The sequence below is a fragment of the Halobacillus sp. ABA4_118 genome (assembly GCF_056160205.1).
Window position 1 is genome coordinate 1,545,880 of sequence record NZ_JBSWWS010000001.1, and the last position, 26,799, is coordinate 1,572,678.

General features: G+C 48.4%; 28 protein-coding genes and 3 rRNA genes. 30 read left to right on the top strand and 1 reads right to left on the bottom strand.

The window, feature by feature from the left end; all coding sequences use genetic code 11:
* Positions 1-4: 4 nt before the first annotated feature.
* The 18 genes from ACXAGL_RS07525 (at position 5) to rsmI (ending at position 14,444) form a co-directional block, all read left to right on the top strand.
* Complete coding sequence (locus ACXAGL_RS07525; protein WP_474970180.1) at positions 5-322, top strand: YbaB/EbfC family nucleoid-associated protein; 318 nt, start codon at positions 5-7, stop codon at positions 320-322.
* An 11-nt stretch (positions 323-333) separates the two neighbouring features.
* Positions 334-930, top strand: a complete 597-nt coding sequence (gene recR / locus ACXAGL_RS07530) for a recombination mediator RecR (RefSeq protein WP_027955826.1) — start codon at positions 334-336, stop codon at positions 928-930.
* 15 nt (positions 931-945) lie between these two features.
* A complete protein-coding gene (locus ACXAGL_RS07535; protein WP_474970181.1) occupies positions 946-1,161 on the top strand; it encodes a YaaL family protein in 216 nt (71 codons plus the stop codon).
* Positions 1,162-1,232: 71 nt separating this feature from the next.
* The gene (locus ACXAGL_RS07540) at positions 1,233-1,496 is read left to right on the top strand and encodes a pro-sigmaK processing inhibitor BofA family protein (protein WP_474970182.1); all 264 of its coding nucleotides are present in this window, start codon (positions 1,233-1,235) and stop codon (positions 1,494-1,496) included.
* 421 nt (positions 1,497-1,917) lie between these two features.
* A 16S ribosomal RNA gene (locus ACXAGL_RS07545) occupies positions 1,918-3,482 on the top strand.
* Positions 3,483-3,652: 170 nt separating this feature from the next.
* Positions 3,653-6,569: ribosomal RNA gene (locus ACXAGL_RS07550) — 23S ribosomal RNA — on the top strand.
* A 78-nt stretch (positions 6,570-6,647) separates the two neighbouring features.
* A 5S ribosomal RNA gene (rrf, locus tag ACXAGL_RS07555) occupies positions 6,648-6,761 on the top strand.
* The 16S, 23S and 5S rRNA genes sit together here, the layout of an rRNA operon.
* Before the next feature lie 140 nt (positions 6,762-6,901).
* Complete coding sequence (locus ACXAGL_RS07560; RefSeq protein WP_474970183.1) at positions 6,902-7,084, top strand: sigma factor G inhibitor Gin; 183 nt, start codon at positions 6,902-6,904, stop codon at positions 7,082-7,084.
* A gap of 327 nt (positions 7,085-7,411) precedes the next feature.
* Complete coding sequence (locus ACXAGL_RS07565; RefSeq protein WP_474990707.1) at positions 7,412-8,827, top strand: aminotransferase class I/II-fold pyridoxal phosphate-dependent enzyme; 1,416 nt, start codon at positions 7,412-7,414, stop codon at positions 8,825-8,827.
* A gap of 2 nt (positions 8,828-8,829) precedes the next feature.
* Positions 8,830-9,459: a dTMP kinase gene (gene tmk, locus ACXAGL_RS07570; protein WP_474990709.1), complete on the top strand. Its 630-nt coding sequence runs from the start codon at positions 8,830-8,832 to the stop codon at positions 9,457-9,459.
* Between the two features lie 55 nt (positions 9,460-9,514).
* Complete coding sequence (locus ACXAGL_RS07575) at positions 9,515-9,844, top strand: cyclic-di-AMP receptor (protein WP_474990711.1); 330 nt, start codon at positions 9,515-9,517, stop codon at positions 9,842-9,844.
* A gap of 9 nt (positions 9,845-9,853) precedes the next feature.
* Positions 9,854-10,294 carry a YaaR family protein gene (locus ACXAGL_RS07580; protein ID WP_474970187.1) on the top strand — a complete coding sequence of 147 codons (441 nt, stop codon included), beginning with the start codon at positions 9,854-9,856 and terminating at the stop codon, positions 10,292-10,294.
* Positions 10,295-10,307: 13 nt separating this feature from the next.
* Positions 10,308-11,294, top strand: a complete 987-nt coding sequence (holB, locus tag ACXAGL_RS07585) for a DNA polymerase III subunit delta' (protein ID WP_474970188.1) — start codon at positions 10,308-10,310, stop codon at positions 11,292-11,294.
* 7 nt (positions 11,295-11,301) lie between these two features.
* Complete coding sequence (locus ACXAGL_RS07590; RefSeq protein ID WP_027953500.1) at positions 11,302-12,129, top strand: PSP1 domain-containing protein; 828 nt, start codon at positions 11,302-11,304, stop codon at positions 12,127-12,129.
* Positions 12,130-12,145: 16 nt separating this feature from the next.
* A complete protein-coding gene (yabA, locus tag ACXAGL_RS07595; protein WP_474970189.1) occupies positions 12,146-12,496 on the top strand; it encodes a DNA replication initiation control protein YabA in 351 nt (116 codons plus the stop codon).
* 74 nt (positions 12,497-12,570) lie between these two features.
* A complete protein-coding gene (locus ACXAGL_RS07600) occupies positions 12,571-13,314 on the top strand; it encodes a tRNA1(Val) (adenine(37)-N6)-methyltransferase (protein WP_474970190.1) in 744 nt (247 codons plus the stop codon).
* Entirely contained in the window at positions 13,304-13,588 is a 285-nt protein-coding gene (locus tag ACXAGL_RS07605) for a GIY-YIG nuclease family protein (RefSeq protein WP_474970191.1), read from the top strand. Before ACXAGL_RS07600 ends, ACXAGL_RS07605 begins: the two co-directional genes overlap by 11 nt.
* Positions 13,566-14,444: a 16S rRNA (cytidine(1402)-2'-O)-methyltransferase gene (gene rsmI, locus ACXAGL_RS07610; protein WP_474970192.1), complete on the top strand. Its 879-nt coding sequence runs from the start codon at positions 13,566-13,568 to the stop codon at positions 14,442-14,444. The genes ACXAGL_RS07605 and rsmI overlap by 23 nt, the downstream gene beginning before the upstream one ends.
* A 124-nt stretch (positions 14,445-14,568) precedes the next feature.
* Here the strand turns inward: rsmI and ACXAGL_RS07615 are convergent, their stop codons facing one another.
* Positions 14,569-14,844 carry an AbrB/MazE/SpoVT family DNA-binding domain-containing protein gene (locus tag ACXAGL_RS07615; protein ID WP_027953495.1) on the bottom strand — a complete coding sequence of 92 codons (276 nt, stop codon included), beginning with the start codon at positions 14,842-14,844 and terminating at the stop codon, positions 14,569-14,571.
* Positions 14,845-15,257: 413 nt separating this feature from the next.
* Between ACXAGL_RS07615 and metG the strand changes: the two genes are divergently transcribed.
* The 12 genes from metG to glmU all read left to right on the top strand — a co-directional run bounded on the left by metG (position 15,258) and on the right by glmU (position 26,788).
* Positions 15,258-17,213: a methionine--tRNA ligase gene (gene metG, locus ACXAGL_RS07620; protein WP_474990713.1), complete on the top strand. Its 1,956-nt coding sequence runs from the start codon at positions 15,258-15,260 to the stop codon at positions 17,211-17,213.
* Between the two features lie 72 nt (positions 17,214-17,285).
* On the top strand, positions 17,286-18,059 hold the full coding sequence (locus ACXAGL_RS07625; protein ID WP_474970194.1) for a TatD family hydrolase: 774 nt from the start codon (positions 17,286-17,288) through the stop codon (positions 18,057-18,059).
* A 210-nt stretch (positions 18,060-18,269) separates the two neighbouring features.
* Positions 18,270-19,562 carry a ubiquitin-like domain-containing protein gene (locus ACXAGL_RS07630; RefSeq protein ID WP_474990715.1) on the top strand — a complete coding sequence of 431 codons (1,293 nt, stop codon included), beginning with the start codon at positions 18,270-18,272 and terminating at the stop codon, positions 19,560-19,562.
* Between the two features lie 97 nt (positions 19,563-19,659).
* On the top strand, positions 19,660-20,223 hold the full coding sequence (rnmV, locus tag ACXAGL_RS07635; protein ID WP_474970196.1) for a ribonuclease M5: 564 nt from the start codon (positions 19,660-19,662) through the stop codon (positions 20,221-20,223).
* Complete coding sequence (rsmA, locus tag ACXAGL_RS07640; protein WP_474970197.1) at positions 20,213-21,082, top strand: 16S rRNA (adenine(1518)-N(6)/adenine(1519)-N(6))-dimethyltransferase RsmA; 870 nt, start codon at positions 20,213-20,215, stop codon at positions 21,080-21,082. The genes rnmV and rsmA overlap by 11 nt, the downstream gene beginning before the upstream one ends.
* Before the next feature lie 60 nt (positions 21,083-21,142).
* Complete coding sequence (yabG, locus tag ACXAGL_RS07645) at positions 21,143-22,015, top strand: sporulation peptidase YabG (RefSeq protein WP_027953489.1); 873 nt, start codon at positions 21,143-21,145, stop codon at positions 22,013-22,015.
* A gap of 276 nt (positions 22,016-22,291) precedes the next feature.
* Positions 22,292-22,552 carry a biofilm formation stimulator Veg gene (gene veg / locus ACXAGL_RS07650; RefSeq protein ID WP_027953488.1) on the top strand — a complete coding sequence of 87 codons (261 nt, stop codon included), beginning with the start codon at positions 22,292-22,294 and terminating at the stop codon, positions 22,550-22,552.
* A gap of 182 nt (positions 22,553-22,734) precedes the next feature.
* Positions 22,735-22,914, top strand: coding sequence for a small, acid-soluble spore protein, alpha/beta type (locus ACXAGL_RS07655; protein ID WP_474970198.1), 180 nt, complete (start codon positions 22,735-22,737; stop codon positions 22,912-22,914).
* Between the two features lie 126 nt (positions 22,915-23,040).
* A complete protein-coding gene (gene ispE, locus ACXAGL_RS07660; RefSeq protein WP_474970199.1) occupies positions 23,041-23,907 on the top strand; it encodes a 4-(cytidine 5'-diphospho)-2-C-methyl-D-erythritol kinase in 867 nt (288 codons plus the stop codon).
* Between the two features lie 61 nt (positions 23,908-23,968).
* Positions 23,969-24,787, top strand: a complete 819-nt coding sequence (gene purR / locus ACXAGL_RS07665) for a pur operon repressor (protein ID WP_027953485.1) — start codon at positions 23,969-23,971, stop codon at positions 24,785-24,787.
* A gap of 175 nt (positions 24,788-24,962) precedes the next feature.
* Positions 24,963-25,262: a septation regulator SpoVG gene (spoVG, locus tag ACXAGL_RS07670; protein WP_027953484.1), complete on the top strand. Its 300-nt coding sequence runs from the start codon at positions 24,963-24,965 to the stop codon at positions 25,260-25,262.
* Positions 25,263-25,408: 146 nt separating this feature from the next.
* Positions 25,409-26,788 carry a bifunctional UDP-N-acetylglucosamine diphosphorylase/glucosamine-1-phosphate N-acetyltransferase GlmU gene (glmU, locus tag ACXAGL_RS07675; protein WP_474990717.1) on the top strand — a complete coding sequence of 460 codons (1,380 nt, stop codon included), beginning with the start codon at positions 25,409-25,411 and terminating at the stop codon, positions 26,786-26,788.
* Positions 26,789-26,799 lie beyond the last annotated feature (11 nt).

A 26,799-nucleotide genomic window follows, 5' to 3' on the forward strand; every position in this document is an offset into this window, starting at 1 on the left:
CCCCATGCGTGGTGGTGGAAACATGAACAATATGATGAAACAGATGCAGAAAATGCAGAAGAAAATGATGAAGGCTCAGGAAGAGCTTTACGAGATGACTTTTGAAGCTTCTGCAGGAGGCGGTATGGTTAAAGTGGCGGCAAACGGGAAAAAAGAAATTACCGATGTTGTCATTGATGAGGAAGTAGTCGATCCGGATGATGTGGAAATGCTGCAGGACCTTATCATTACGGCGACGAATGATGTCATCAAGCAAGTGGACGATAAGACTAATGATACTATGGGACAATTCACGAAAGGGATGCCTGGAGGAATGTTCTAGGAGGAATTCTCATGTATTACCCGGAACCAATATCAAAACTGATTGACAGTTTTACAAAGCTGCCAGGGATCGGTCCGAAAACGGCGGTCCGCCTGGCTTTTTTCGTGCTGGAGATGGAAGAAGACGACGTGCTGGACTTTGCCAAGTCCCTCGTCAATGCCAAGCGTGAACTGACCCACTGCTCGATCTGCGGCCATATTACAGACCAGGATCCATGTTCCATCTGTCAGGATGAATCAAGGGATGAAAAACTGATATGTGTGGTGCAGGATCCCAAGGATGTAATCGCCATGGAGAAAATGAAGGAATTCAGTGGGAAGTACCATGTCCTTCACGGGGCGATTTCACCAATGGACGGGATTGGACCTGAGGATATCAATGTCGAGAGTCTGATCAACCGGCTTAAGGATGAAGGAGTCGAGGAACTGATCCTGGCGACGAATCCGAACATTGAAGGGGAAGCCACAGCGATGTATATCTCCCGCCTTGTTAAACCTTCAGGGATTCGGATGACAAGGATCGCCCACGGACTTCCAGTCGGCGGCGATTTGGAGTATGCCGATGAAGTAACGTTGTCGAAAGCGCTGGAAGGTCGGAGAGAACTATAGAAGAAGGTGATGGATTTGTTCGGTAAACAGAAGAAGATTAAAAAAGAAATGGATCAGGAGCTTCTCCTTCGTATCAGGAAGATGAAACACGAATGGGAAAGCTTAAACACCATTATCGAACAAAGCATTGAACCGAGTGAAGAAGGTTTGAACGATCTGGCTTTAGTCAAAGCGAAGTATTTCTATCTATTAAGAGAAGCAAGATACAGAGGAATCAACGCATTATCCTGAACCTTTGTACTAGCCCCCTGTCTGATTTCATATACTGTTCCCAGAGCAGTTAATCAGACAGGGGGTTTTTTATGGATCCGATACTGGTCGTATTATTGTTGAGTCTCGCTGTACCTCTTTTGTTAATCACCGGCATGCCTGTGAAGCCGTTGAAGTGGTTGGGGGCTGGGCTTACGCGGTTGATTGTAGCCGTTATTCTTCTGTTTTTTGTGAATCTGTTTGGAGCGCAGTTCGGGCTGCATATTCCAATCAATGGATTTACAGCCGGTGTGTCCCTTCTTTTAGGGCTTCCGGGTGTACTGTCGTTAACAGCCATTCATATCTGGGTTTTATAAAAGCGGCGGGTTTCCTGCCGCTTTTATTTGTGGAACAAAAAGAATATGAGAAAATAACGAAAAACTATTGCGTTAGGTTCGTATCCGTGATAAATTATTACTTGTCGCTTTAAGAGAGCGGCGCGGTGTTGAAAAACGCCAAAACGAATCATGAAAAAAGTTGTTGACACAAACGGCTTCCCATGATAAATTAGTATTTGTCGCCAAAAACGACAGCGAAACGCTTTCTCAACTTAATGAAAAAAGTTGTTGACATGAAAAACAACACATGTTAAGATGATTAAGTCGCTGTTTTCAAACGGCCGACAACATTTGATCTTTGAAAACTGAACGAACCAACCAGTACGTCAAAACATTTCTTCTTTAATGAAGAAATTTGAAACAAGCACATTCGGTGTGCAAATGAGCAAGTCAAACTACTTTTATGGAGAGTTTGATCCTGGCTCAGGACGAACGCTGGCGGCGTGCCTAATACATGCAAGTCGAGCGCGGGAAGCGAGCGGATCCCTTCGGGGTGAAGCTCGTGGAACGAGCGGCGGACGGGTGAGTAACACGTGGGCAACCTGCCTGTAAGATCGGAATAACCCCGGGAAACCGGGGCTAATGCCGGGTAATACTTTTCTTCGCATGAAGATAAGTTGAAAGATGGCTTCTCGCTATCACTTACAGATGGGCCCGCGGCGCATTAGCTAGTTGGTGAGGTAACGGCTCACCAAGGCAACGATGCGTAGCCGACCTGAGAGGGTGATCGGCCACACTGGGACTGAGACACGGCCCAGACTCCTACGGGAGGCAGCAGTAGGGAATCTTCCGCAATGGACGAAAGTCTGACGGAGCAACGCCGCGTGAACGATGAAGGTCTTCGGATCGTAAAGTTCTGTTGTCAGGGAAGAACAAGTACCGTGCGAATAGAGCGGTACCTTGACGGTACCTGACGAGGAAGCCCCGGCTAACTACGTGCCAGCAGCCGCGGTAATACGTAGGGGGCAAGCGTTGTCCGGAATTATTGGGCGTAAAGCGCGCGCAGGCGGTTCCTTAAGTCTGATGTGAAAGCCCACGGCTCAACCGTGGAGGGTCATTGGAAACTGGGGAACTTGAGGACAGAAGAGGAGAGTGGAATTCCACGTGTAGCGGTGAAATGCGTAGATATGTGGAGGAACACCAGTGGCGAAGGCGACTCTCTGGTCTGTTTCTGACGCTGAGGTGCGAAAGCGTGGGTAGCAAACAGGATTAGATACCCTGGTAGTCCACGCCGTAAACGATGAGTGCTAGGTGTTAGGGGGCTTCCACCCCTTAGTGCTGAAGTTAACGCATTAAGCACTCCGCCTGGGGAGTACGGCCGCAAGGCTGAAACTCAAAGGAATTGACGGGGGCCCGCACAAGCGGTGGAGCATGTGGTTTAATTCGAAGCAACGCGAAGAACCTTACCAGGTCTTGACATCCTTGGACCTCCCTAGAGATAGGGATTTCCCTTCGGGGACCAAGTGACAGGTGGTGCATGGTTGTCGTCAGCTCGTGTCGTGAGATGTTGGGTTAAGTCCCGCAACGAGCGCAACCCCTAATCTTAGTTGCCAGCATTCAGTTGGGCACTCTAAGGTGACTGCCGGTGACAAACCGGAGGAAGGCGGGGATGACGTCAAATCATCATGCCCCTTATGACCTGGGCTACACACGTGCTACAATGGATGGTACAAAGGGCAGCGAAGCCGCGAGGTGTAGCAAATCCCATAAAACCATTCTCAGTTCGGATTGCAGGCTGCAACTCGCCTGCATGAAGCCGGAATCGCTAGTAATCGCGGATCAGCATGCCGCGGTGAATACGTTCCCGGGCCTTGTACACACCGCCCGTCACACCACGAGAGTTGGCAACACCCGAAGTCGGTGAGGTAACCTTTTTGGAGCCAGCCGCCGAAGGTGGGGCCAATGATTGGGGTGAAGTCGTAACAAGGTAGCCGTATCGGAAGGTGCGGCTGGATCACCTCCTTTCTAAGGATATTACGGAAACGTACTGTGTTGGTTGTTCAGTTTTGAGAGATCAAAGCATCTTTCAAATTTGTGAACCTTGAAAACTGGATAAGGAATTATGACTCATCTAGCGATGAGATCATGATGACAAGACATCTAATTGATTTATATAAACGTCTTTTCACGAAGATAGTTAAGTGAATAAGGGCGCACGGTGGATGCCTTGGTACTAGGAGCCGATGAAGGACGGGACTAACACCGATATGCTCCGGCGAGCCGTAAGCAGGCTTTGACCCGGAGATTTCCGAATGGGGAAACCCACTGTTCGTAATGGGACAGTATCCTATACTGAATACATAGGTATAGGAAGGCAGACCCGGGGAACTGAAACATCTAAGTACCCGGAGGAAGAGAAAGCAAACGCGATTTCCCAAGTAGCGGCGAGCGAAACGGAATCAGCCCAAACCAGAAAGCTTGCTTTCTGGGGTTGTAGGACACTCCTTTGGAGTTATCAAGGAGGAAGATAGACGAATCGATCTGGAAAGATCAGCCGAAGAGGGTAACAGCCCTGTAGTCGAAATCTTCCTCTCTCCGGAGTGGATCCTGAGTACGGCGGAACACGAGGAATTCCGTCGGAATCCGGGAGGACCATCTCCCAAGGCTAAATACTCCCTAGTAACCGATAGTGAACCAGTACCGTGAGGGAAAGGTGAAAAGCACCCCGGAAGGGGAGTGAAATAGAACCTGAAACCGTGTGCCTACAAGTAGTCGGAGCCCGTTAATGGGTGACGGCGTGCCTTTTGTAGAATGAACCGGCGAGTTACGACCGTATGCGAGGTTAAGCAGCAGAAGCGGAGCCGCAGCGAAAGCGAGTCTGAACAGGGCGAGTGAGTATGCGGTCGTAGACCCGAAACCGTGTGATCTACCCATGTCCAGGGTGAAGGTCAGGTAACACTGACTGGAGGCCCGAACCCACGTAAGTTGAAAATTACGGGGATGAGGTGTGGGTAGGGGTGAAATGCCAATCGAACACGGAGATAGCTGGTTCTCTCCGAAATAGCTTTAGGGCTAGCCTCAGAATAGAAAGTCATGGAGGTAGAGCACTGATTGGACGAGGGGCCCCTATCGGGTTACCGAATTCAGTCAAACTCCGAATGCCATAGACTTTGTTCTGGGAGTCAGACCGTGGGTGATAAGGTTCATGGTCGAGAGGGAAACAGCCCAGACCGCCAGCTAAGGTCCCAAAGTGTGTGTTAAGTGGAAAAGGATGTGGAGTTGCTTAGACAACCAGGATGTTGGCTTAGAAGCAGCCATCATTCAAAGAGTGCGTAATAGCTCACTGGTCGAGTGACTCTGCGCCGAAAATGTACCGGGGCTAAACACACCACCGAAGCTGCGGATTGATCTTATGATCAGTGGTAGGAGAGCGTTCTAAGTGCTGCGAAGTCAGACCGTAAGGACTGGTGGAGCGCTTAGAAGTGAGAATGCCGGTATGAGTAGCGAAAAAAGAGTGAGAATCTCTTTCACCGAATGCCTAAGGTTTCCTGAGGAAGGCTCGTCCTCTCAGGGTTAGTCGGGACCTAAGCCGAGGCCGAAAGGCGTAGGCGATGGACAACAGGTTGATATTCCTGTACCACCTCCTTTCCGTTTGAATGACGGGGGGACGCAGGAGGATAAGGAGAGCGTGCCATTGGATGTGCACGTCCAAGCAGTGAGACGGTCGGAATAGGCAAATCCGTCCGGCAACGTCAAGCTGTGATGGGGAGGGAACTATAGTACCGAAGCTCCTGATTTCACACTGCCAAGAAAAGCCTCTAATGAGGAAAGAGGTGCCCGTACCGCAAACCGACACAGGTAGGCGAGGAGAGTATCCTAAGGTGAGCGGGAGAACTCTCGTTAAGGAACTCGGCAAAATGACCCCGTAACTTCGGGAGAAGGGGTGCTCCTCTGCCGAGGAGCCGCAGTGAAAAGGCCCAAGCGACTGTTTACCAAAAACACAGGTCTCTGCGAAGCCGTAAGGCGAAGTATAGGGGCTGACACCTGCCCGGTGCTGGAAGGTTAAGGGGATGCGTTAGCTTATGCGAAGCGTTGAACCGAAGCCCCAGTAAACGGCGGCCGTAACTATAACGGTCCTAAGGTAGCGAAATTCCTTGTCGGGTAAGTTCCGACCCGCACGAAAGGTGCAACGACTTGGGCACTGTCTCAACGAGAGACCCGGTGAAATTATACTATGTGTGAAGATGCACATTACCCGCGACAGGACGGAAAGACCCCGTGGAGCTTTACTGCAGCCTGATATTGAATGTTGGTACAGCTTGTACAGGATAGGTAGGAGCCTTGGAAACCGGAGCGCCAGCTTCGGTGGAGGCGCTGGTGGGATACTACCCTTGCTGTACGGACATTCTAACCCAGGACCGTAATCCGGTCCGGAGACAGTGTCAGGTGGGCAGTTTGACTGGGGCGGTCGCCTCCTAAAGAGTAACGGAGGCGCCCAAAGGTTCCCTCAGAATGGTTGGAAATCATTCGCAGAGTGTAAAGGCACAAGGGAGCTTGACTGCGAGACCTACAAGTCGAGCAGGGACGAAAGTCGGGCTTAGTGATCCGGCGGTACCGTATGGAAGGGCCGTCGCTCAACGGATAAAAGCTACCCCGGGGATAACAGGCTTATCTCCCCCAAGAGTCCACATCGACGGGGAGGTTTGGCACCTCGATGTCGGCTCATCGCATCCTGGGGCTGTAGTCGGTCCCAAGGGTTGGGCTGTTCGCCCATTAAAGCGGTACGCGAGCTGGGTTCAGAACGTCGTGAGACAGTTCGGTCCCTATCCGTCGTGGGCGTTGGAAATTTGAAAGGAGCTGTCCTTAGTACGAGAGGACCGGGATGGACACACCGCTGGTGTACCAGTTGTTCCGCCAGGAGCATCGCTGGGTAGCTACGTGTGGTCGGGATAAGTGCTGAAAGCATCTAAGCATGAAGCCCCCCTTGAGATGAGATTTCCCTCTGCTTCGAGCAGATAAGATCCCTCAGAGACGATGAGGTTGATAGGTCCGAGGTGGAAGCGTGGTGACACGTGGAGCTGACGGATACTAATGGATCGATGACTTATCTATATATACTTCGTGAATGATGTTTCATCAATAGTTGTTTCCTTATCCAGTTTTGAGGGTTCACCTCAAACTTTATATCGATGTGGTGGTGAAGGCGAAGAGGTCACACCTGTTCCCATGCCGAACACAGCAGTTAAGCTCTTCAGCGCCGATGGTAGTCGGGTTTACCCCCGTGAGAGTAGGACGCTGCCACGTCACACAAAACCTTCAGGATTGTCCTGGAGGTTTTTTTCTATCTTTTTTTGCATGTACATAGACCTTGAAAGTATAAGATTCATAGTTTTGGACATACTAAGGCTGTAGCATTTAAATCGCACGGAAAGAGGGGGATAGCGATGAGTAGGAAAGATCGATGCAGCATTTGTGAGAGGAAAACCGACCAGGGATTATATTTATTGAAAATTTATATCTGCGAAGCCTGTGAATCAGAAATAAAAGACACACCGGCGGATGATCCGAAGTATGTGCATTTTGTGAAGAAAATGGCAGAGGCACAGAAGTCCATGATTCCCTCCTGACGTATGGTGACTTGTACCAACAATGATCTTGAAGTGGTTTGTCTTTACCAGTAGAAAAAGATCGCGGATTCTCAAGCCGTGCGGCCGGTGGATACCAAGGCTTCACTTGCCAGACGGGCATCGCTGATGCTTGGAACATTATCAAACGATCATTTGAAAAGGAAGATTTTCTGTTAAACAGAAGGTCTTCTTTTTTTCTGTTTCAAATTTATAGAGGAAAAGGACAGACTTGCTCTTTAAACCCTGCAGGGGTCGGCAAATCTTCGGTGGATTGCCTGAGGAGGCGATCTCCGGTAGTGTGGAGGAAGAAGAAAGGATGGAGTGCGCGTGAATTTAAAATCGACGCCTCTTTATGAGGCGCTGCAGAAAAATAGAGAGAAAGAACCGATTTCTTTTCATGTTCCAGGTCATAAATACGGGCAGATATATAAGGGAGAGGATACCGGCTTTCTTGGACTGGATGCGACAGAAATCAGTGGATTGGACGATCTGCATGCTCCGGAGGGCGTCATACGCCAGGCGCAGGACCACGCGGCTCGTTTTTTTGGAAGTGAAGAGACGTTTTTCCTCGTGAATGGTACGACGGTTGGAAATATGGCGCTCCTCTTAACAGTCTGCGGGCCGGGTGATGAAATCATCGTGCAGCGGAACTGTCATAAATCTGTTCTGAATGGTATAGAACTGGCGGGAGCAAAACCAGTATTCATTGCCCCTGAATATGAGGAGGATACGGGCCGCTACAGCCGGGTCACACCATCGTCTATCCAAAAAGCGCTCGACCAATATCCGGACAGCCGTGCTGTTTTTTTAACCTATCCCGATTATTTCGGCCGGACGTATCCTTTGAGAGAGATCGCTTCCGTTGTCCACAGCCGGGATATTCCTCTGCTGATTGATGAAGCTCATGGTGTTCATTTTCATTTAGGACCTCCATTCCCGGAGCCGGCCTTAAAAGCGGGGGCCGACGCCATCGTCCAGTCGGCCCATAAAATGGCCCCGGCGATGACGATGGCTTCTTACCTGCATATAAAGGGGTGCCGCGTCTCTTCTGCCCGTCTGCGCCACTACCTGCAGATGCTTCAATCAAGCAGTCCTTCCTATCCATTGATGGCGAGTCTTGATCTGGCAAGGGATTACTTACAGCAGTGGTCTACAGAGGATCGGAAAACGCTTGTTTCTTTCATTAAGGATGTGCGGGCAGTATTTGAAGGTTATCCGGAGCATTGGCGTGTTCTTCCCATCACTCCTTGGGACGATACAATGAAGATCATTCTTGAGCCTGAGACGAACACAGGCTTTGCTGTAGCTGATGTATTGGAAAAGCAGGGACTGGTCCCCGAGATGGCTTCAACGGACCAGGTGCTGCTCGTGTTAGGGCTGGAGCCTTATTTTTCCTTGGCTAACTTAAAGAAACAACTGGCTTTCGTCGATAACAAATTAAAAAAGACGGAAAACCATGCTACAATAAAGCAAGATCAAATATCGTTTCCACCTATTCAAACATTGGAATGGAGTTATTCGGAGATGAGGGACAAACCGGTCGTTCTTATGGACTGGAACGAAGCGGAAGGACAGGCAGCCGCCGAAGCCATCATCCCTTATCCACCCGGAATCCCTTTGATACTCAAAGGGGAACGCCTTTCCAGTACACATATCCAGGCCGTCCACTCTTTGGTGGAGAAGGGCGCACGTTTTCAGAACTTAGATATGGCAACAGGGGTGCGAGTGTTTAAAGGAGAATGATTGTGAAGGGATTGTTTGTAACATTTGAAGGCGGCGATGGGGCTGGAAAGTCATCCATGCTGAAAGAAATGGCCGCTGAACTTCGGAGTGAGGGATACCCGGTCATGGAAACTAGGGAACCGGGCGGAATCCGTATTGCAGAAAAAATTAGAGAAGTCATCCTGAATCCGGACCATACAGAAATGGATGCACGGACAGAGGCACTGTTGTATGCAGCAGCCCGGAGGCAGCACCTTGTTGAAAAGGTTTTACCTGCTTTAGAGAAAGGGAGCATTGTGTTGTGTGACCGTTTCGTCGATTCCAGTCTGGCCTACCAGGGTGCTGCCCGGGGGCTTGGTATGGAAGAGGTCTATCAAATCAATGAGTTTGCGATAGAAGACTGCATGCCGGACCTGACTCTGCTGTTTGATATAAACCCGGAAGAGGGTCTCGACCGGATTGCACAGAACAAAGGACGGGAACAGAACCGTCTCGATTTAGAACATCTTGCTTTTCACAAAAAAGTCCACGAGGCTTATGAGGAACTTGCCGCACGCAGTAAAGACCGTATTCAAATCATTGATGCCGGCCGGTCGTTCGACGAAGTGAAAAAGGACGCCTCAAGAATTCTACGTGCGTCCTTACCCTCATAATCCTTCCGCGATTTGTTATAATAGGAGAAAACACCCAAACAGGAGGGCTGTTCTCATGAAAATGATTATTGCGGTCGTCCAGGATAAGGACAGCAGCCGTTTAAATGATGCGTTATCCAAAAATGATTTTAAAACAACTAAACTTTCGACCACCGGTGGTTTTCTCAGGGAAGGAAATACGACATTCATGATCGGCTGTGAAGATGATCACGTCGATCGTGCCCTCGATATCATCAGGGAAAATTGCAGCCAGCGCGAACAGATGGTGGCACCGATTTCTCCAATGGGAGGGAATGCCGACTCGTACATTCCGAAACCTGTGAAGGTGGAAGTCGGAGGAGCGACGGTGTTCATCTTACCTGTCGATTCCTTTTTCCAGTTTTAAGAGGCTCTTATGAAAATCAATCAGGATATAAGAGCAAATGTGGAAGGCCCTGTTAAAAACACAGGAAAGATACCTCAGGGAAACCGGACGTTCGGTACGATCATCCAGACCCAGACTCAGCAGCTGCAGCAGAATCAGCTGGACCGGCTTGTGGAGACGATTACGGCCCAGGGGGAACGCGTTGCGCGCTCCCGTTCCTTCAGGGATCTTGCTAAATATAAACGTCTCATCAAGGATTTCATTAAAGAATCCGTGCAGTACGGCACAAACCTCAAGCAGTCCCAGCAATGGAGTCCTCATGGACAGACGCGCAGGCTTACGCTCATTGAAACCATTGATGAGCAGCTTCTGGAACTTACGGAAATGGTGATGGATCAGGAGAAGCGTTCGGTCGACCTGCTTGGATTGATGGGTGAAATGAAAGGTCTGCTGATTAATCTTTACACATAAGGACGGTATGTACATGCAGACGTGGCAGGATATGAAACAATTACAGCCGTTAGCGGCTCAGATGCTGGTCAACAGCTTCAAGAAAGACCGCATCTCCCACGCCTATCTATTTCAGGGAGATCGCGGCACTGGAAAAAAAGAAATGAGTTTACTATTTGCGAAAAGTATTTTCTGTAAAAATAAAGACGGGGCGGAACCGTGTCAGAACTGCCGCGACTGCCACCGTATCGATTCGGGGAACCACCCCGATCTGCACTGGATAGAACCGGATGGACAGTCTATTAAAAAAGACCAGATCCTTCATCTGCAAAAGGAATTCACATACACAGGACTGGAGTCCAACCGTAAAGTCTATATCATTGTGGATGCAGAAAAAATGACCGTCAACGCGGCGAACCGCCTGTTGAAGTTCCTCGAGGAGCCGAGCCGGCAGACAACCGCGATGCTGTTAACGGAAAACGGCGCCACGATTTTGGATACTATCCGATCCAGATGCCAGCTGCTGGCTTTTCAACCACTCCAGGCGCATATCATGGAGAAAAAATTAATTGAAGAAGGCGTTTCCAACTCAAACGCCCGCCTGCTTGCGGCTTTGACGAATAACATGACGGAAGCACTGGAGATGAATGAGGATGAGTGGTTTGCGAATGCTAGAAAAATAGTGATACAATTAATTGAAGTGCTTCAAAACAAACCAAATGAAGGACTTTTGTTTATCAACCATCAATGGATGCCTCACTTTAAGGAACGCACCCAGCTGCAGCGCGGTCTTGACGTGCTCATACTCTGGTTTCAGGATATGATCCATCAACTTTTGGACCGGGAAGATTCGATCGTTTTCATTTCAGAGAAAGAGAAATTGAACCAGTCGGTCATGAGATGGTCACGACAGTCGGCAGCCAGAGGTCTTTCCAGCATTCTTGAGGCAAAACGAAAGATAAATCAAAATGTCCATCCTAATTTAGTGATGGAACAACTTACCCTTCAACTACAGAGGTGATGATCGTATGATCGAAGTTGTAGGTGTCCGATTTAAACAAGCCGGTAAGGTCTACTACTTTGATCCAGGTGGACTGCGTATGACGACGGAAGACTACGTCATTGTGGAAACGGTCCGCGGGATTGAATTCGGAAAAGTTGTCATTGCTAATAAATCCATAGATGAAGAAGATGTGGTGTTACCTCTTAAGAAAGTGATCCGCATGGCGGATGACAAGGATAAACTCACCGTGGATGAAAACAAAGACAATGCTCAAAAAGCCTACCAGGTTTGTGTGAAAAAAATCCGTGAACATAAATTGGACATGAATCTTGTCGATGTTGAATATACATTTGATCGCAATAAAGTGATCTTTTATTTTACTGCCGATGGACGCGTCGATTTCCGGACACTCGTCAAGGATCTCGCGTCTGTTTTCAAAACGAGAATCGAGCTTAGACAGATCGGTGTCCGTGACGAAGCCAAGATGCTCGGCGGCATCGGTCCCTGCGGAAGAATGCTCTGCTGTTCTACGTTCCTCGGGGATTTCGAGCCTGTATCTATTAAAATGGCCAAAGACCAGAATCTGTCGCTCAACCCAGCCAAAATTTCAGGCCTCTGCGGCCGCTTGATGTGCTGTCTGAAGTACGAAAATGATGATTATGAAAATGCGAAAAAAGAGCTTCCGGATCTCGGTGAGAATATATCAACTTCTTATGGGAAAGGCAGAGTGGTCGGTCTCAACATGCTTGAACGCATGGTTCAGGTTGAATTCCGCGAGAAGGAACGTGTATTGGAGTATTCCCTTCAGGAACTGATTGATGAAGGCGTCCTTCAAACCGAAGCCTCAGAATAAAAGGGTGAAGTCGACCGTGAATAAGAAAGCCATTTTTGAACAAGTATCCCATTTCGAAAGCCAGATCGGCGAGTTGTATGAACAACTTGGAGATCTGAAAAAGCAGCTGGCCTATCTATTGGAAGAGAACCAGCATTTATCGCTTGAGAATCATCATCTGCGGCAGCGGTTGGAAAAGGAAAATGAGAAACAGGAGACCCCTTCCTCACCCTCGTCGAAACAGGACAAAGGCACGGTCGTCGGAGAAGGCTATGATAATCTGGCCAGACTCTATGAAGAAGGCTTTCATATTTGTAATCTGCATTTCGGCAGCCCGAGAGACGAGGATTGCTTGTTCTGCCTATCATTTTTGAATAAAAAGAAATAAATCCAGGTCCAGGCCCTTTCCTTGCTCGTTCGAGGAAGGGCTCTCTTTATATTGGAAAGAAAGGAAACAGACGGATGGTACAATTGAAAGATGATGAACGAATCGATGATTTATTAGCCAAGGAAGAACGGAGGATTATCCAAAGCCCGAGCGCTTTTGCCTTTTCGCTCGATGCTGTTCTGCTTGCCGACTTTACGTACGTACCGAAAACAAGAGGAAAGATTCTCGACTTGTGTACGGGAAACGGGGTCATTCCGTTGTTTCTATCCACACGCTCTTCCGTACCCATAACTGGAGTGGAAATCCAGGAGCGTCTGCATGATATGGCGGTTCGGAATGTTGAATTGAATGAACTCGGTGATCAGCTTCAGATGATCCATGGGGATTTGAAGGAGATGCCGGCCTATTACGGTAATAACAAGTTCGATCTGGTCACCTGCAATCCTCCTTATTTTCCAACACCCAAAACAGAGGAACATAACTTGAATGAATACCTGGCTGTCGCCCGCCATGAGATTCACTGTACTCTTGAGGATGTAGTATCTGCATGCAGCCGGCTTGCAAAATCCGGTGGGAAAGTATCCATGGTGCATCGGCCGGACCGGCTTGTGGAGATTATCCAACGTTTCAAAGCCCACAAGCTGGAGCCGAAGCGGATGCGGCTTGTCTACCCGAAAGCAGGGAAGGAAGCGAACATCCTTTTGATTGAAGGGGTGCGGGACGGTCGTCCTGGATTGAAAATCCTTCCGCCATTCTATGCGCTTCAGGAAGATGGCGGTTACACCGATGAACTGAAGGATATTCTAAATGGACGGTAGTCATTATGTCTATATGCTTCGTTGTGGGGACGGGAGCCTTTATACCGGGTATACGAATAACCTCGAGCTCCGTCTGCAGAAGCATCGGGAAGGAAAAGGAGCTAAATATACCAGGGGCCGGGGACCGCTCGTACTGGAAGCGTGGCAGTGTTATGATCATAAAAGAGAAGCCCTCCAGGAGGAATACCGTTTAAAGCGGATGGCCAGAACGAAAAAAGAAATATGGATTGAACAGCGGAAGGAGGAAGCTGGTGAAAATTCAAAAGAGCTTTAATGAACATCCAACAGGTACCCTTTATATTGTACCTACACCAATCGGGAATCTGGAGGATATGACGTACCGGGCTGTATCCACCTTAAAGGGTGCTGATATGATTGCGGCAGAAGATACCCGGAATACAAGAAAGCTGCTGAATCATTTCGATATTCACACATCGTTGGTCAGCTATCATGAGCATAACAAATACACCAAGGGATCTCAGCTGGTCGAACAGCTGCAGGCAGGGCAGACCATTGCTCTTGTCAGCGATGCGGGGATGCCGGGGATTTCAGACCCGGGCACAGATCTTGTGGCTGAAGCGGTGGAGGAGGACGTTCCAGTCGTTGTTCTTCCAGGGGCGAATGCCGCCCTCCCAGCCCTGGCCGGGTCCGGTTTACCGACGGATGAATTTTACTTTTGTGGCTTTCTGCCACGTAAAAAGAAAGACAGGGCAGCTGTATTGGGACGTCTGAAACCTTATGGAGCGACGTTGATCTTTTATGAATCTCCTCATCGTCTGAAGGAAATGCTCGCGCATATGAATGAGGAGTTCGGAGCAAGAAGAGCATCGCTCGTGCGGGAATTGTCCAAGCGTTTTGAAGAATATGTACGCGGGACCCTTCCTGAACTCGCCCAGTGGGCTGAGGACGAGGACCTGCGTGGGGAATTCTGCATCATTATAGAAGGCTCTTCAGAAGAGGAAAAGCAGGAGGAGGCATGGTGGGCGGGGATTTCCCTGATTGACCATGTGGACCACTACATCGAGAAAGAACAGATGAAAAGCAAGCAGGCGATTAAACAGACCGCCCTGGACAGAGAACTTCCAAAACGGGATGTTTATCAGGCTTATCACGTCATCCAGGATGAATAGATATAAGAAAATCCCTTACTGTCAGGCCTGTCCAGTAAGGGATTTGTTTTGGAGCATATGTCAGACTGATTATCTCTCTATTCGCTAACCAGTGATTGTCGTCGTCTTTTGTTTATCTCTTTTTTTATTTAAGGTTGTCTTGAAGTTCGTTAAGAAGCATTTGAGCGCCTTCTTTACTTAGAACAAGGTTGCCGTTGGCCAGTTTCATGTTGTCGTCTGAAACTTCACCAGTAATATGACAAGTCATATTCGGCTTATACTTCTTGAGAACGATGCGGTCATCGTCCACGTAAATTTCTAATGCGTCTTTTTCATTGATCCCCAGTGTGCGGCGAAGTTCGATCGGAATCACAACGCGACCAAGCTCGTCCACCTTACGTACAATACCTGTAGATTTCATTTTTCTATCTCCCCTCAATCAAAAGTTTGATCGTCATGTTTCGACATATGTCTCGACATAATAGTACCAACCATTCCCAGACGTGTCAATTACTAAAAAAGGTGCAGAGATTTCCATATCCCTATACGAGGTGAGGTATATAAAATGGGGGAGAGGAGTGATTTCCGCAGGCCTGATTTCCTCTTCTCCATTTATATCGGTTCCAAAAATGGATAGTTTATCCACTTCGGTTATATATGTCCTATTTTACCACGGTATTTACAGATGTGAAGCACTAATGTGTGCTTCTTTTGACAGTTTTACACAACTTTCGGTATATTTTAATGTTAGGAATGGAAATAAAAGAAATAAATCGATAGAATGATACCATGACCTTTCATGGCGTTAGGATGATTTTTTGAGGAGGGAACAGGATGCCAGAGGAAAAGAATACGTTCTATATTACAACACCAATCTATTACCCGAGTGGTAATCTGCATATTGGACATGCCTATACAACGGTGGCCGGCGATGCGATGGCCCGTTATAAGCGCCTGCGGGGGTACGATGTGATGTACCTGACAGGGACGGATGAGCACGGACAGAAGATTCAGCGGAAAGCCGAGGAAAAAGGGGTTTCGCCACAGGAGTACGTCGACGATATCGTCAGCGGAATCAAGCAGCTGTGGGATAAGCTGGATATTACGTATGATGATTTTATCCGTACGACACAGGACCGCCACAAAGTGGTCGTTGAGAAAATTTTCGACTATTTAATGAAAAAAGGGGATATCTACCTCGACGAATATGAAGGATGGTACTGTACATCGTGCGAGTCCTTCTTCACAGAACGCCAGCTTGATGACGGGCACTGCCCGGACTGCGGCGGTGAAGTGGAGAAAGTTAAAGAGGAGTCCTACTTCTTCAAAATGAGCAACTACGTGGATCAGCTTCTTGACTTTTATGAGAAGAATCCAACGTTCATTCAGCCGGAAAGCCGGAAGAATGAAATGATCAACAACTTCATTAAACCAGGACTTGAAGATCTGGCGGTTTCCCGGACGACCTTCGATTGGGGAATCGGCGTGCCGGGTAATGAAAAACACGTCATTTACGTGTGGATTGATGCCTTGAGTAACTACATTACAGCCCTCGGTTATGGTACGGATGATGATACACGCTATCAGAAATACTGGCCGGCCGATGTCCAGCTGGTAGGGAAGGAAATTGTCCGTTTCCATACGATTTACTGGCCGATCATGCTGATGGCGCTGGATCTTCCGCTTCCGAAAAAAGTGTTCGCCCACGGATGGATTTTGATGAAGGACGGCAAGATGTCCAAATCAAAAGGGAATGTCGTCGACCCGGTTCAGCTCAGTGACCGCTATGGTCTTGACGCCCTGCGTTACTATCTGCTTCGCGAAGTACCGTTCGGATCTGATGGCGTCTTCACTCCGGAAGCGTTCGTAGAGCGGACCAATTATGACCTGGCCAATGATCTTGGCAACCTGTTGAACCGTACAGTGGCCATGATCAGCAAATACTTTGATGGACAGATCCCGGCGCTTACACTGGCTGAGGATACCTTTGATGAAAGCCTGGAAAGTCTTGCCCGTGAAACGCTTGACGGCGTCGAAGAGTCGTTGGAAAATATGGAGTTCTCCGTTGCGCTTTCCACGTTGTGGAAGTTCATCAGCCGTACGAACAAGTACATTGATGAAACGCAGCCATGGGTGCTTGCCAAAGATGATACGAAACGGGAGCGTCTCGGAAATGTCATGGCGCACCTGGCCGAAGCCCTCCGTCATACCGCAGTGATGCTGCAGCCATTCCTGACGCAGACACCGGACCGGATTTTCCAACAGCTTGGCTTGAATGAAGAGCGTTTCAAGTCATGGGAAAGCCTTGCAGAGTTCGGATTGATTCCAGCAGGAACGACTGTTCAAAAAGACGAGCCGATTTTCCCGCGTCTTGACGCAGAGGAAGAGACGCAGGTCATTAAAGATATGATGAAGCAGCCGGCTCCGAAGGAAGAAGAGAAAAAGGAAGCTCCAGCCGATCTTGCTGATGAAGTGACGATTGAGGACTTCGCCAAACTCGACTTCCGCGTAGCTGAAGTTTTGAAAGTCGACAAAGTGAAAAAAGCGGATAAACTGCTGAAAATCCAGCTCGATCTTGGCTTTGAGCAGCGTCAGGTTGTCTCAGGCATTGCCGAGCACTATTCACCAGAGGAACTCGTTGGTAAGAAAGTGATCTGTATTGCCAACCTGAAGCCGGTGAAACTGCGCGGTGAATTGTCCCAGGGGATGATTCTTGCCGGTGAAGACAATGGAAAGCTTGCTCTAGCTTCTGTCGATCAGACCTTGAGCAATGGCACAAAAGTGAAATAACACAGGACTAAAAAGGGAAAGCTCTAATCAGCGCTTTCCCTTTTCCAATGAAAAAAGAAAGGCGGGACAACGATGCTTTTTGATACACACGTTCATTTGAATGCCGATCAATTTGAAGAAGACCTTGAGGAAACGATCCAAAGGGCACGCGAAGCTGGTGTGACGTATATGACTGTCGTCGGTTTTGACAGAAAGACGATTCCGAAGGCACTGGAAATTGCGGAATCGGATGAGAATATCTATGCGGCTGTGGGGTGGCACCCGGTCGATGCGGTCGATATGACTGATGAAGACCTGGCCTGGATTGAAGAGCTGACTTCTCATCCGAAAGTAGTGGCTCTCGGCGAAATGGGACTCGACTACCACTGGGATAAATCACCGGCTGATGTGCAGAAGGACGTCTTCCGGAAGCAGATCAGGCTGGCGAAAAAAGTCAAGATGCCGATCATCATTCACAACCGGGAGGCAACGGAGGATATTGTGCAGATCCTGAAAGAGGAGAACGCAGCAGAAGTCGGTGGGATTATGCACTGTTACAGCGGCCCTGTGGAAACTGCTCAGGAATGTATCGATATGAATTTCCTGATCTCCCTGGGCGGACCTGTGACATTTAAGAATGCCAAGCTTCCGAAAGAAGTCGCCAAAGCCGTTGATTTAAAGCATATGCTTGTGGAGACGGACTGTCCGTTTCTAGCTCCTCATCCAAATCGAGGCAAACGGAACGAACCGGCTTACGTAAAGCTTGTAGCCGAACAGGTCGCTGAATTGAAGGGGATCTCTTATGAAGAGGTCAGCCGTGTCACGACAGAGAATGCCTTGTCCTTCTTTGGTATTTCCCATTCGTAATGGAGGACTTTGGTCATAATATTACAGCTGTTTGAGAATTGTATGGGAATTGTAACATGCCTGTTATGTTATTCATCTGGGCATAAATGCATAATGGAGGAGTCAGTGATTGTCATCTGACTCCTCCATTTTATTTAAAGGGGAGTTAGTTGACATCATTTTGTCACTTGAATACAATGGAACGCGTGCTTAAGAGAGGGGGCCTTTAGGATGAATAGAAAAGAAATTGTAAAAAAAGCTGTCAGTCAAACGACTTTCTGGGCTGTATTATCTGTTATCCTGGCATCCGCCTTTTTAGTGACCGTTACCTATGAAGCGACCAAGGCTTCTGTCCAGGTGACTCAGAACGGAGAAAAAGAATTGATTCGTACTCATGCGGATACGGTAGAGGAATTATTGTCTGATCTGGACGTTTCCATACAATCGCATGATGAATTATCACATAAATTATCTGATTCAGTTGAATACGGAATGGATGTTGAATACATAGCATCAAAATCGGTTCACCTGGCCATCGATGGCGGGGAAAAGAAAGACTATTATACAACGGCAGCTACTGTCGGAGAGTTTTTCAAGGAGAATGATCTGGAATTCAAGGAACACGATCAGCTGTCCCACCAATCCAGTGAGCATCTCGCTGATGGCATGAGTATTGAGGTCGCTGAAGCCTTTCAAGTTACGTTGAATGATGGCGGAGACGAGGAACATATATGGACGACACCTTCCACTGTGGAAGAATTATTGAAAGAACAGGGAATTGAACTCGATGACCTGGATGAATTGAACGTTGATGCGGATGCATGGGTATCTGCGGATACACCGCTGGAAATCACGCGGGTGGAAAAGGTGACCGACATTGTCGAAGAAGAAACGGATTATTCGGTTGAAGTGAAAAAGGACGACTCCCTTCCGAAAGGGGAGCGCAAGGTGCTGGAAGACGGGCAGGAAGGTCTTGTGACGAAGGAGTATGAAGTTACGATTGAAAATGGCGAAGAGGTCAGCCGTGAGCTTGTAGAAGAGACGGTCGATCAGGAAAGCCGAAGGGAAATCGTAGCGCTTGGTACAAAAGTGGATGAACCCACACCACAGCCTGTGTTGGCAGCCTCCACTTCAGATGCTGAAAAAGACACAGACTCTTCCCGCGAAGTTGTGCAGACATCTGCCAACGTTTCAAAAAGCAGTCCGGAAACAAGTCGTGAAAAAGAATCAAGTCAAACGATGCGGATGCACGCTACAGCGTACACGGCAGAGTGTGCCGGATGCTCGGGCGTAACAGCAACGGGAATCGACTTGAATGAAAACCCTGAGAAGAAAGTCGTAGCTGTCGATCCGGACGTCATTCCGCTGGGCAGCCGTGTCTGGGTGGAAGGCTATGGAACTGCCATTGCAGGAGATACGGGTGGAGCAATCAATGGGAAACGGATTGATCTTCATGTCTCTTCCAAGAGCGAAGCTTACAACTTTGGTTCGAAAACGGTACAAGTGAAAATACTGGATGAGTGAAGACAGCAGAGGAACTTTTCCTCTGCTTTTTTCCGTGTATAGACTCATGGTATGCTAGGGAGAGGTTTATAAACGGACGTGTAGGGAGGATATACCATTGAAAATTAAAGAGGTCATTGTCGTTGAAGGAAGAGACGACACGGCCAAAATTAAACGGGCCGTGGATGCAGATACCATTGAAACGAACGGCTCGGCTATTGATGAAGAGGTGCTGACACGCATCAAACATGCGCAGGAGAAGCGGGGAATCATTATTTTTACGGACCCCGATTATCCGGGAGAGCGGATCCGTCATATCATTGCGCAGAAGATTCCGGACTGCAAGCACGCCTTCCTTCCGAAGCATCAGGCCAGAGCGAGGCAGGATAAAGGGATCGGAATAGAGCATGCTTCCATTACGGACATTCAAACAGCTTTAAGCGCTGTCTATGAGCTGATGGATGAGAAGGCAGGAGAAATTTCAAAGCAGGATCTGATCGACCTTGGTTTGATCGGAGGCCCGCATTCTGCTGACTTACGAGAAAAGATAGGCATGGACTTAAACATAGGCAAAACCAATGGAAAGCAGCTGCTCCGCCGGTTGAATATGTTTCATATCACCCGCCGGCAGCTTGCTGAAAGTATAGATAGAATCAATCAGGAGGAAAGCTATGAACAGTAAAGCGGTTGCGACACCATCACGTACAAAGGAAATACTCGGGAAGTATGGATTTTCGTTTAAGAAAAGCCTCGGCCAGAACTTTCTTATCGACGTAAACATTCTGAAGAATATTATTGAAGAGGCTGGTATTCATGAAGAGGCAGGAGCCATTGAAATCGGTCCGGGAATCGGAGCGCTTACAGAACAATTGGCCCGTCATGCCGATCGTGTCGTAGCCTTTGAAATTGATCAGCGTCTGCTTCCGATCTTGGAAGATACACTGAGTCCATATGATAATGTGCATGTCATCAATCAGGATATTCTTCAAGCCGACGTAGAACAGGTCATTCAGGAACAGTTCAAGGAAGGACAGCCGGTCAGGGTTGTCGCCAATCTTCCTTATTACATTACGACGCCTATTCTGATGAAGCTGTTGATGAGTCATCTGCCGATTGACAGCATAACCGTCATGATCCAAAAGGAAGTGGCCGACCGTATGGCCGCCGAACCGAACACGAAGAGTTATGGATCGTTGTCGATTGCTGTCCAGTACTATACAACAGCGGCCGTAGCCCTGACTGTTCCTAAGACCGTCTTTATGCCGCAGCCGAACGTGGATTCTTCTGTCCTGCACCTGGAGATGCGTGATCAGCCTCCGGTCCAGGTGGAAGATGAAGACTTTTTCTTTGATGTGGTCAAAGCCACTTTCGGGCAGCGCAGGAAAACGTTGATGAATAACCTGGCCCGTCATTTCAAGGGCCGCATGGATAAGAGTGAACTGCGGACCCGCCTGGATGAAGCCGGCATTGATCCTTCCCGCCGCGGAGAATCCTTGTCGATGGAAGAGTTTGCAGCTCTTGCGAATGAGTTGTATAAGTAAGACACAAAGCCCATCTTTTCACATACACTAATGTAGTGCTTAGAGTAAGGTGGGGAAGAAATGATATCAAATGGAGACCTCGTTACGAGGAAGTCTTATCAGCACGATGTAATTTTCCGTGTGAAGGAGAAATCCTCTTCCGTCGTCCAGTTGATGGGTGAACATATCCGTCTCGAGGCGGACGCCCCGCTGGATGATGTGGAAGAAGTCACAGGCGCGGAGTACCACCGTAGAAAAAGCCGTGTAGAGGAACAGGAAGCCTTTTCCTACCGCTTATTCAGACAGGATTACCGGCTGTTAAGGGAACAGCGGGAAGCGGATGCAGGAAGTGGCTACGGAACCGATGAAGAAACGAGCTATTTTCAAATCCCGCCGCGTATCCTCCATATTGATGGGGACCCGTTGTTTTTAAAAAAATGCATTGCCTTATATGAACAGCTTGGCCTGCAGGTACACGGACAATATCTCCATGAGAAGGAAATGCCTCACCAAGTGCTGCCTTTAATAGAAAAAGTTCATCCGGAAATCGTCGTTTTAACGGGACATGACTCGTATTCGAAAGCGAAAGGTCCGGTCAGGGAACTGGAATCGTACCGCCATTCCAAGTACTTTGTCGAAGCGGTGAGGAACATCAGGCGCAGCTACCCTAATTTCGATCAGCTGGTCGTATTTGCTGGAGCCTGTCAGTCGCACTTTGAATCGATCATCCGTGCGGGGGCCAATTTTGCGAGCTCACCATCCCGGGTGAACATCCACGCCATCGACCCTGTGTATGTAGCAGCCAGAGTGGCATATACGTCGTTCAAGGATCATATTAATATATGGGAGGTTATCCGCAACACCATCAGTGGTCAGGATGGGCTTGGCGGAATAGAGACGAAGGGACTTCTTCGGATCGGAATCCCCTATACGAAAAATCAGGAAGAATTATAGCCGTTGTTTCCAACAAACAACGGCTATTCACTTTTGGGATGGCCCGACGTGTCGTCATCCTTTGTTTCGAATCATCCGGCACTGGATTCCTGCTGATTCAATCCCGCAGAAATGCCGCAAAAAACTACATACTTTTCCTACTTATGGATAACCTAACCAAGAGTAATTATTTATATCATTCTGTTGCAATGTTTTCGATCAGTTGGTATAATTGATAACTTTATTTGACTTTGTCCATAGTCTGTGGTATTCTTATAAACAGTGAGGTGGAGTGCAGTGGCTAAAACGTTAGGTGAAATTAAGCAGTCCCTAGAAGGACAGATTGGTAAACGACTAACTTTGAAAGCAAACGGCGGGCGCCGCAAGACGATTGAGCGTTCCGGTGTTTTAGCAGAAACTTATCCTGCAGTTTTCATTGTCGAGCTTGACCAGGAAGAAAATGCATTTGAACGTGTATCATACAGCTATGCAGATGTACTTACAGAGACAGTCGAACTGACCTTTGATGACCTTAAGACTTTGGCCCTTGAGCAGTGAACCTTCCGTTTGCTGCTTTTTTATTTTGCCTTCATGACGGAAAGCCATTCGTCAGCCTACAGCAGGCGGCTTTATTGTAGAAGTTCCTGCCAGTATTGTATAGAACTACCGGTTTTCCGGTGAGTGGTTTGGCACATACTAACGTTGTCGTAGCTGAGTGAAAGCGAAAGGAGCTGAGAACGATGGGACGTAAGCGCAGCATGATGTCCGATTCGTTTAAAGAAGAGATCGCGAAGGAACTTGGGTTTTACGACAAGGTACAGAAAGATGGCTGGGGCGGCATCTCTGGGCGCGATGCCGGCAACATGGTCAAACGGGCGATACAAATGGCAGAAGAACAAATGGTGAAAAACCAAAACTGAACGTTCCCCTTGATGCCGGGCATCAAGGGGTTTTACAGGTTTGTCTGTTTTACAGGTCCTTCTTCCTCTTCCAGGTGCGAAATATGGTACAATGCTTTCAGATAATCCAGAAGAAGAGGTGCTTATATGCAGATTTTAGAAAAAGCTCCTGCCAAGATAAATTTGTCCTTAGATGTTTTACATAAACGACCGGACGGCTTCCATGAAGTTGAAATGGTGATGACGACCGTTGATTTAGCGGATCGTATCCAGCTGACGCTTCTACGTGAACCTGTCGTAAGAGTGGAATCTGAAAGCCGCTTTGTTCCGAATGATGAACGAAACCTTGCCTACCGGGCGGCAAAGCTGATCCAGGATCGTTTCCGTGTAAAAAAAGGTGTGCATATTCATATTGAAAAAAACATTCCCGTTGCGGCTGGTCTTGCCGGGGGAAGCAGTGACGCAGCGGCTGTCCTGCGCGGAGTGAACCGGATGTGGGGACTCGGCCTGTCTATGGATGAACTGGCCGTCCTTGGTGCTGAAATCGGTTCGGACGTGTCGTTCTGTGTTTACGGAGGAACAGCACTTGCGACCGGTCGTGGTGAAAAAATTCAATCGCTGCCGGCTCCGCCGCCATGCTGGGTCGTTCTTTCGAAGCCGACTATCGGCGTATCGACCCAGACGGTTTATCAGAACCTGGATCTTAAAGGAGCGCTTCATCCTGATACCACGGCGATGGTTGAGTCACTGAAGGTTGGAGATTACGACGGGATCTGCTCTCATGTCGGCAATACACTGGAAGGTGTCACTCTCGGTCTTCATCAGGAAGTCGGCCAGATCAAGGAGCAGATGAAGCAGGCTGGAGCGGACGCTGTGCTCATGAGCGGAAGCGGACCGACCGTGTTCTGTCTTGTCGATCAGGATGCCCGTGCCCAGCGGATTTACAACAGCCTGAAAGGGTTCTGTACGGAGGTTTATATGGTAAGGATGCTTGGTTACCGGGAAACCACTTGATAAATTCCGTACATATTTGTTATATTTAACTAAAATATTCGGATTTTGAGGTGTCCTTACTATGAAAAGAAGTGAAAGGCTCGTTGCGATGACGCATTTTATCCTGGACCAGCCGAGAACGTTGATTTCCCTCCCCTATTTCTCAGAAAAGTACGGAGCGGCCAAGTCTTCCATCAGTGAAGACCTTGGCATCATTAATAAAATGTTCCAGCATGAGGGGATCGGGTATTTGGAAACGATATCCGGTGCCGCCGGAGGAGTGAAGTACATTCCTGTATTCTCTGAAGATTACAGCCGCACGTTCGTGAATCAGCTCTGTGATCGTCTGGAGGATCCGGAACGTCTGCTTCCCGGAGGGTATTTGTTTATGAGTGATATACTCGGGGACCCGGAGACGACGAGGAATATCGGCCGGATGTTCGCCTCCGCCTTCCGTGATAAAGGCGTTGACGTCGTCATGACGGTAGCAACCAAAGGGATTCCTTTAGCCTATGCCGTCGCTTCGTATTTGAACGTCCCAGTCGTCATTGCCCGCCGTGATCCTAAAATATCAGAAGGTTCCACCGTGAGCATCAACTATGTATCAGGCTCCACCCGTAAAATCCAGACCATGGTGCTGACGAAGCGTTCTCTCCAGGAAGGATCCAGAGTCTGCATCATCGATGACTTTATGAAAGCGGGCGGAACCATCAACGGCATGCGGAACCTGTTAAAAGAATTCAACGCAGAACTTGCCGGCATCGGCGTCCTCGCAGAAGCGGAAGATGAAGAGGAGGACCGGGTGGTGGAAGAATATTTATCCCTCGTCCAGATCGTCAATGCGGACGACCGCCGTTCAACCATCGAAGTCCGTCCGGGCAATCTGCTTGAAAATATCTAACCTTTTCCAAAGCTCTCATTCTTTCGTATGAGGGCTTTTTTCATGGCCGGAAAACCATCGGAGAGTCTGGAGTTCATCGAATATAAAAATTTTTTAGAAAACAGGCAGGAATTTTTCCCGTTTTGTGGAATTTGTGTTACATAAGTTCTTTTGGATAAAAAAGGTGGTGAAATTAATGGAAGTAACTGACGTAAGACTGCGACGCGTGAATACCGATGGAAGAATGCGAGCAATTGCTTCTATTACCTTGGACCAGGAATTTGTTGTCCATGACATACGGGTGATTGATGGCAACAACGGATTGTTTGTGGCGATGCCGAGCAAACGGACTCCGGATGGAGAGTTCCGTGATATTGCACACCCGATCAATTCAGGTACACGTGGAAAGATCCAGGACGCTGTACTTGAAGCCTATCACCAGGCTGGTGAAGAGGAAGGAGCAGAGGTGGAATTCGAAGAAGCCGGGGCCTCCTGATACTTAGGAAACAACAAGAGTCTAACCGATGTGGTTAGGCTCTTTTTTCTGTTCTGGTAAAACCTTCATGCATTGTCCTATATTGTTGAAAATACCCCTGGATTAAGATATGATTCAAAGTGGATAATTAGGATGGAGGTTCTTTCATGACGAATCGATATGCCGTCGTACTGGCAGCTGGACAAGGGACACGTATGAAATCGAAACTGTACAAGGTTCTGCACCCTGTATGTGGGAAACCGATGGTTCAGCATGTCGTCGACCAGTTGAATACATTAGATCTAAGTGAATTGATTACAGTAGTAGGATTTGGAGCGGAAAAAGTTCAGGAACAGCTTGGTTCGGACAGTCATTATGTCGTCCAGAAAGAACAGCTGGGCACAGGCCACGCCGTTCAACAGGCCGATGACATCCTTGCTGATAAAGAAGGAACGACTGTTGTCGTCTGTGGTGATACGCCTCTATTGACAGCTGAAACCCTTCAGAAACTTCTCGATCATCACGAAGCGCAGAACGCAAAAGCCACCATTTTAACGGCTCACGCGGATGACCCTCATGGATATGGACGGGTCATCCGTGGCGGAAACGGCCAGGTGGAACGTATTGTTGAGCAGAAGGATGCATCAGAAGATGAACAGGCGATTCAGGAAATCAATACAGGAACGTACTGCTTTGATAATGCTCTGCTTTTTGACGCACTGAAAAATGTTTCCAATGACAACGTCCAGGGAGAGTATTACCTTCCGGATGTGGTTGAAATTCTTAAAGACCGCGGAGAAACAATCAGTGCCTATCAGACACCGGAATTCTCTGAATCACTCGGAGTCAACGACCGTGTAGCTCTGGCAAAAGCAGAAAAATTAATGAAAGCACGCATTAACGAGAAACATATGAGAAATGGTGTCAGCTTGATCGATCCGGATCAAACGTATATCGGACCGGATGTCACCATCGGACCGGATGTCACCATCTATCCGGGGACCGTCATTGAAGGAACGACAACGATTGAAAATGATGCTGTCGTCGGTCCTCATACGACAATCAGCAGCTGTCACGTCGGGGCGGAAACGACGATCAAGCAGAGTGCGGCTTCGGACAGCCGGATTGGAAACCGTGTGCAGATCGGGCCGTTCGCCCATATCCGCCCGCAGTCTGATCTCGGCAATGATGTAAAAGTAGGTAATTTTGTTGAAGTGAAAAAAGCCTCCTTCGGAGATGGAAGCAAAGCCTCCCACCTCAGCTACATCGGAGATGCAGAAGTGGGAAGCGGTGTGAACATCGGCTGCGGTACAATTACTGTCAACTACGATGGTCAGAACAAGCATTTGACGACAATCGAAGATGATGCCTTCATCGGATGCAACTCCAATCTGATTGCACCGGTGACGGTCGGCCGTGGATCCTACGTGGCGGCCGGATCCACCATCAATCAGGACGTCCCGTCAGAGGCACTGTCTATTGCCCGTTCAAGACAGACGAACAAAGAAGGCTATGCTAATAAAATGAAATCGATCAAAAAAGATTAACGGAGGGTAAC

What these genes read in the sequence shown, in the direction of transcription:
- ACXAGL_RS07525 (WP_474970180.1), top strand. Translation starts at nt 5, where the DNA reads ATGCGTGGTGGTGGAAACATGAACAATATGATGAAACAGATGCAGAAA.
- recR (WP_027955826.1), top strand. Translation starts at nt 334, where the DNA reads ATGTATTACCCGGAACCAATATCAAAACTGATTGACAGTTTTACAAAG.
- ACXAGL_RS07540 (WP_474970182.1), top strand. Translation starts at nt 1,233, where the DNA reads ATGGATCCGATACTGGTCGTATTATTGTTGAGTCTCGCTGTACCTCTT.
- ACXAGL_RS07560 (WP_474970183.1), top strand. Translation starts at nt 6,902, where the DNA reads ATGAGTAGGAAAGATCGATGCAGCATTTGTGAGAGGAAAACCGACCAG.
- ACXAGL_RS07575 (WP_474990711.1), top strand. Translation starts at nt 9,515, where the DNA reads ATGAAAATGATTATTGCGGTCGTCCAGGATAAGGACAGCAGCCGTTTA.
- ACXAGL_RS07580 (WP_474970187.1), top strand. Translation starts at nt 9,854, where the DNA reads ATGAAAATCAATCAGGATATAAGAGCAAATGTGGAAGGCCCTGTTAAA.
- holB (WP_474970188.1), top strand. Translation starts at nt 10,308, where the DNA reads ATGCAGACGTGGCAGGATATGAAACAATTACAGCCGTTAGCGGCTCAG.
- ACXAGL_RS07590 (WP_027953500.1), top strand. Translation starts at nt 11,302, where the DNA reads ATGATCGAAGTTGTAGGTGTCCGATTTAAACAAGCCGGTAAGGTCTAC.
- ACXAGL_RS07600 (WP_474970190.1), top strand. Translation starts at nt 12,571, where the DNA reads ATGGTACAATTGAAAGATGATGAACGAATCGATGATTTATTAGCCAAG.
- ACXAGL_RS07605 (WP_474970191.1), top strand. Translation starts at nt 13,304, where the DNA reads ATGGACGGTAGTCATTATGTCTATATGCTTCGTTGTGGGGACGGGAGC.
- ACXAGL_RS07615 (WP_027953495.1), bottom strand. Translation starts at nt 14,844, where the DNA reads ATGAAATCTACAGGTATTGTACGTAAGGTGGACGAGCTTGGTCGCGTT.
- metG (WP_474990713.1), top strand. Translation starts at nt 15,258, where the DNA reads ATGCCAGAGGAAAAGAATACGTTCTATATTACAACACCAATCTATTAC.
- ACXAGL_RS07625 (WP_474970194.1), top strand. Translation starts at nt 17,286, where the DNA reads ATGCTTTTTGATACACACGTTCATTTGAATGCCGATCAATTTGAAGAA.
- ACXAGL_RS07630 (WP_474990715.1), top strand. Translation starts at nt 18,270, where the DNA reads ATGAATAGAAAAGAAATTGTAAAAAAAGCTGTCAGTCAAACGACTTTC.
- rsmA (WP_474970197.1), top strand. Translation starts at nt 20,213, where the DNA reads ATGAACAGTAAAGCGGTTGCGACACCATCACGTACAAAGGAAATACTC.
- yabG (WP_027953489.1), top strand. Translation starts at nt 21,143, where the DNA reads ATGATATCAAATGGAGACCTCGTTACGAGGAAGTCTTATCAGCACGAT.
- ACXAGL_RS07655 (WP_474970198.1), top strand. Translation starts at nt 22,735, where the DNA reads ATGGGACGTAAGCGCAGCATGATGTCCGATTCGTTTAAAGAAGAGATC.
- ispE (WP_474970199.1), top strand. Translation starts at nt 23,041, where the DNA reads ATGCAGATTTTAGAAAAAGCTCCTGCCAAGATAAATTTGTCCTTAGAT.
- purR (WP_027953485.1), top strand. Translation starts at nt 23,969, where the DNA reads ATGAAAAGAAGTGAAAGGCTCGTTGCGATGACGCATTTTATCCTGGAC.
- spoVG (WP_027953484.1), top strand. Translation starts at nt 24,963, where the DNA reads ATGGAAGTAACTGACGTAAGACTGCGACGCGTGAATACCGATGGAAGA.
- glmU (WP_474990717.1), top strand. Translation starts at nt 25,409, where the DNA reads ATGACGAATCGATATGCCGTCGTACTGGCAGCTGGACAAGGGACACGT.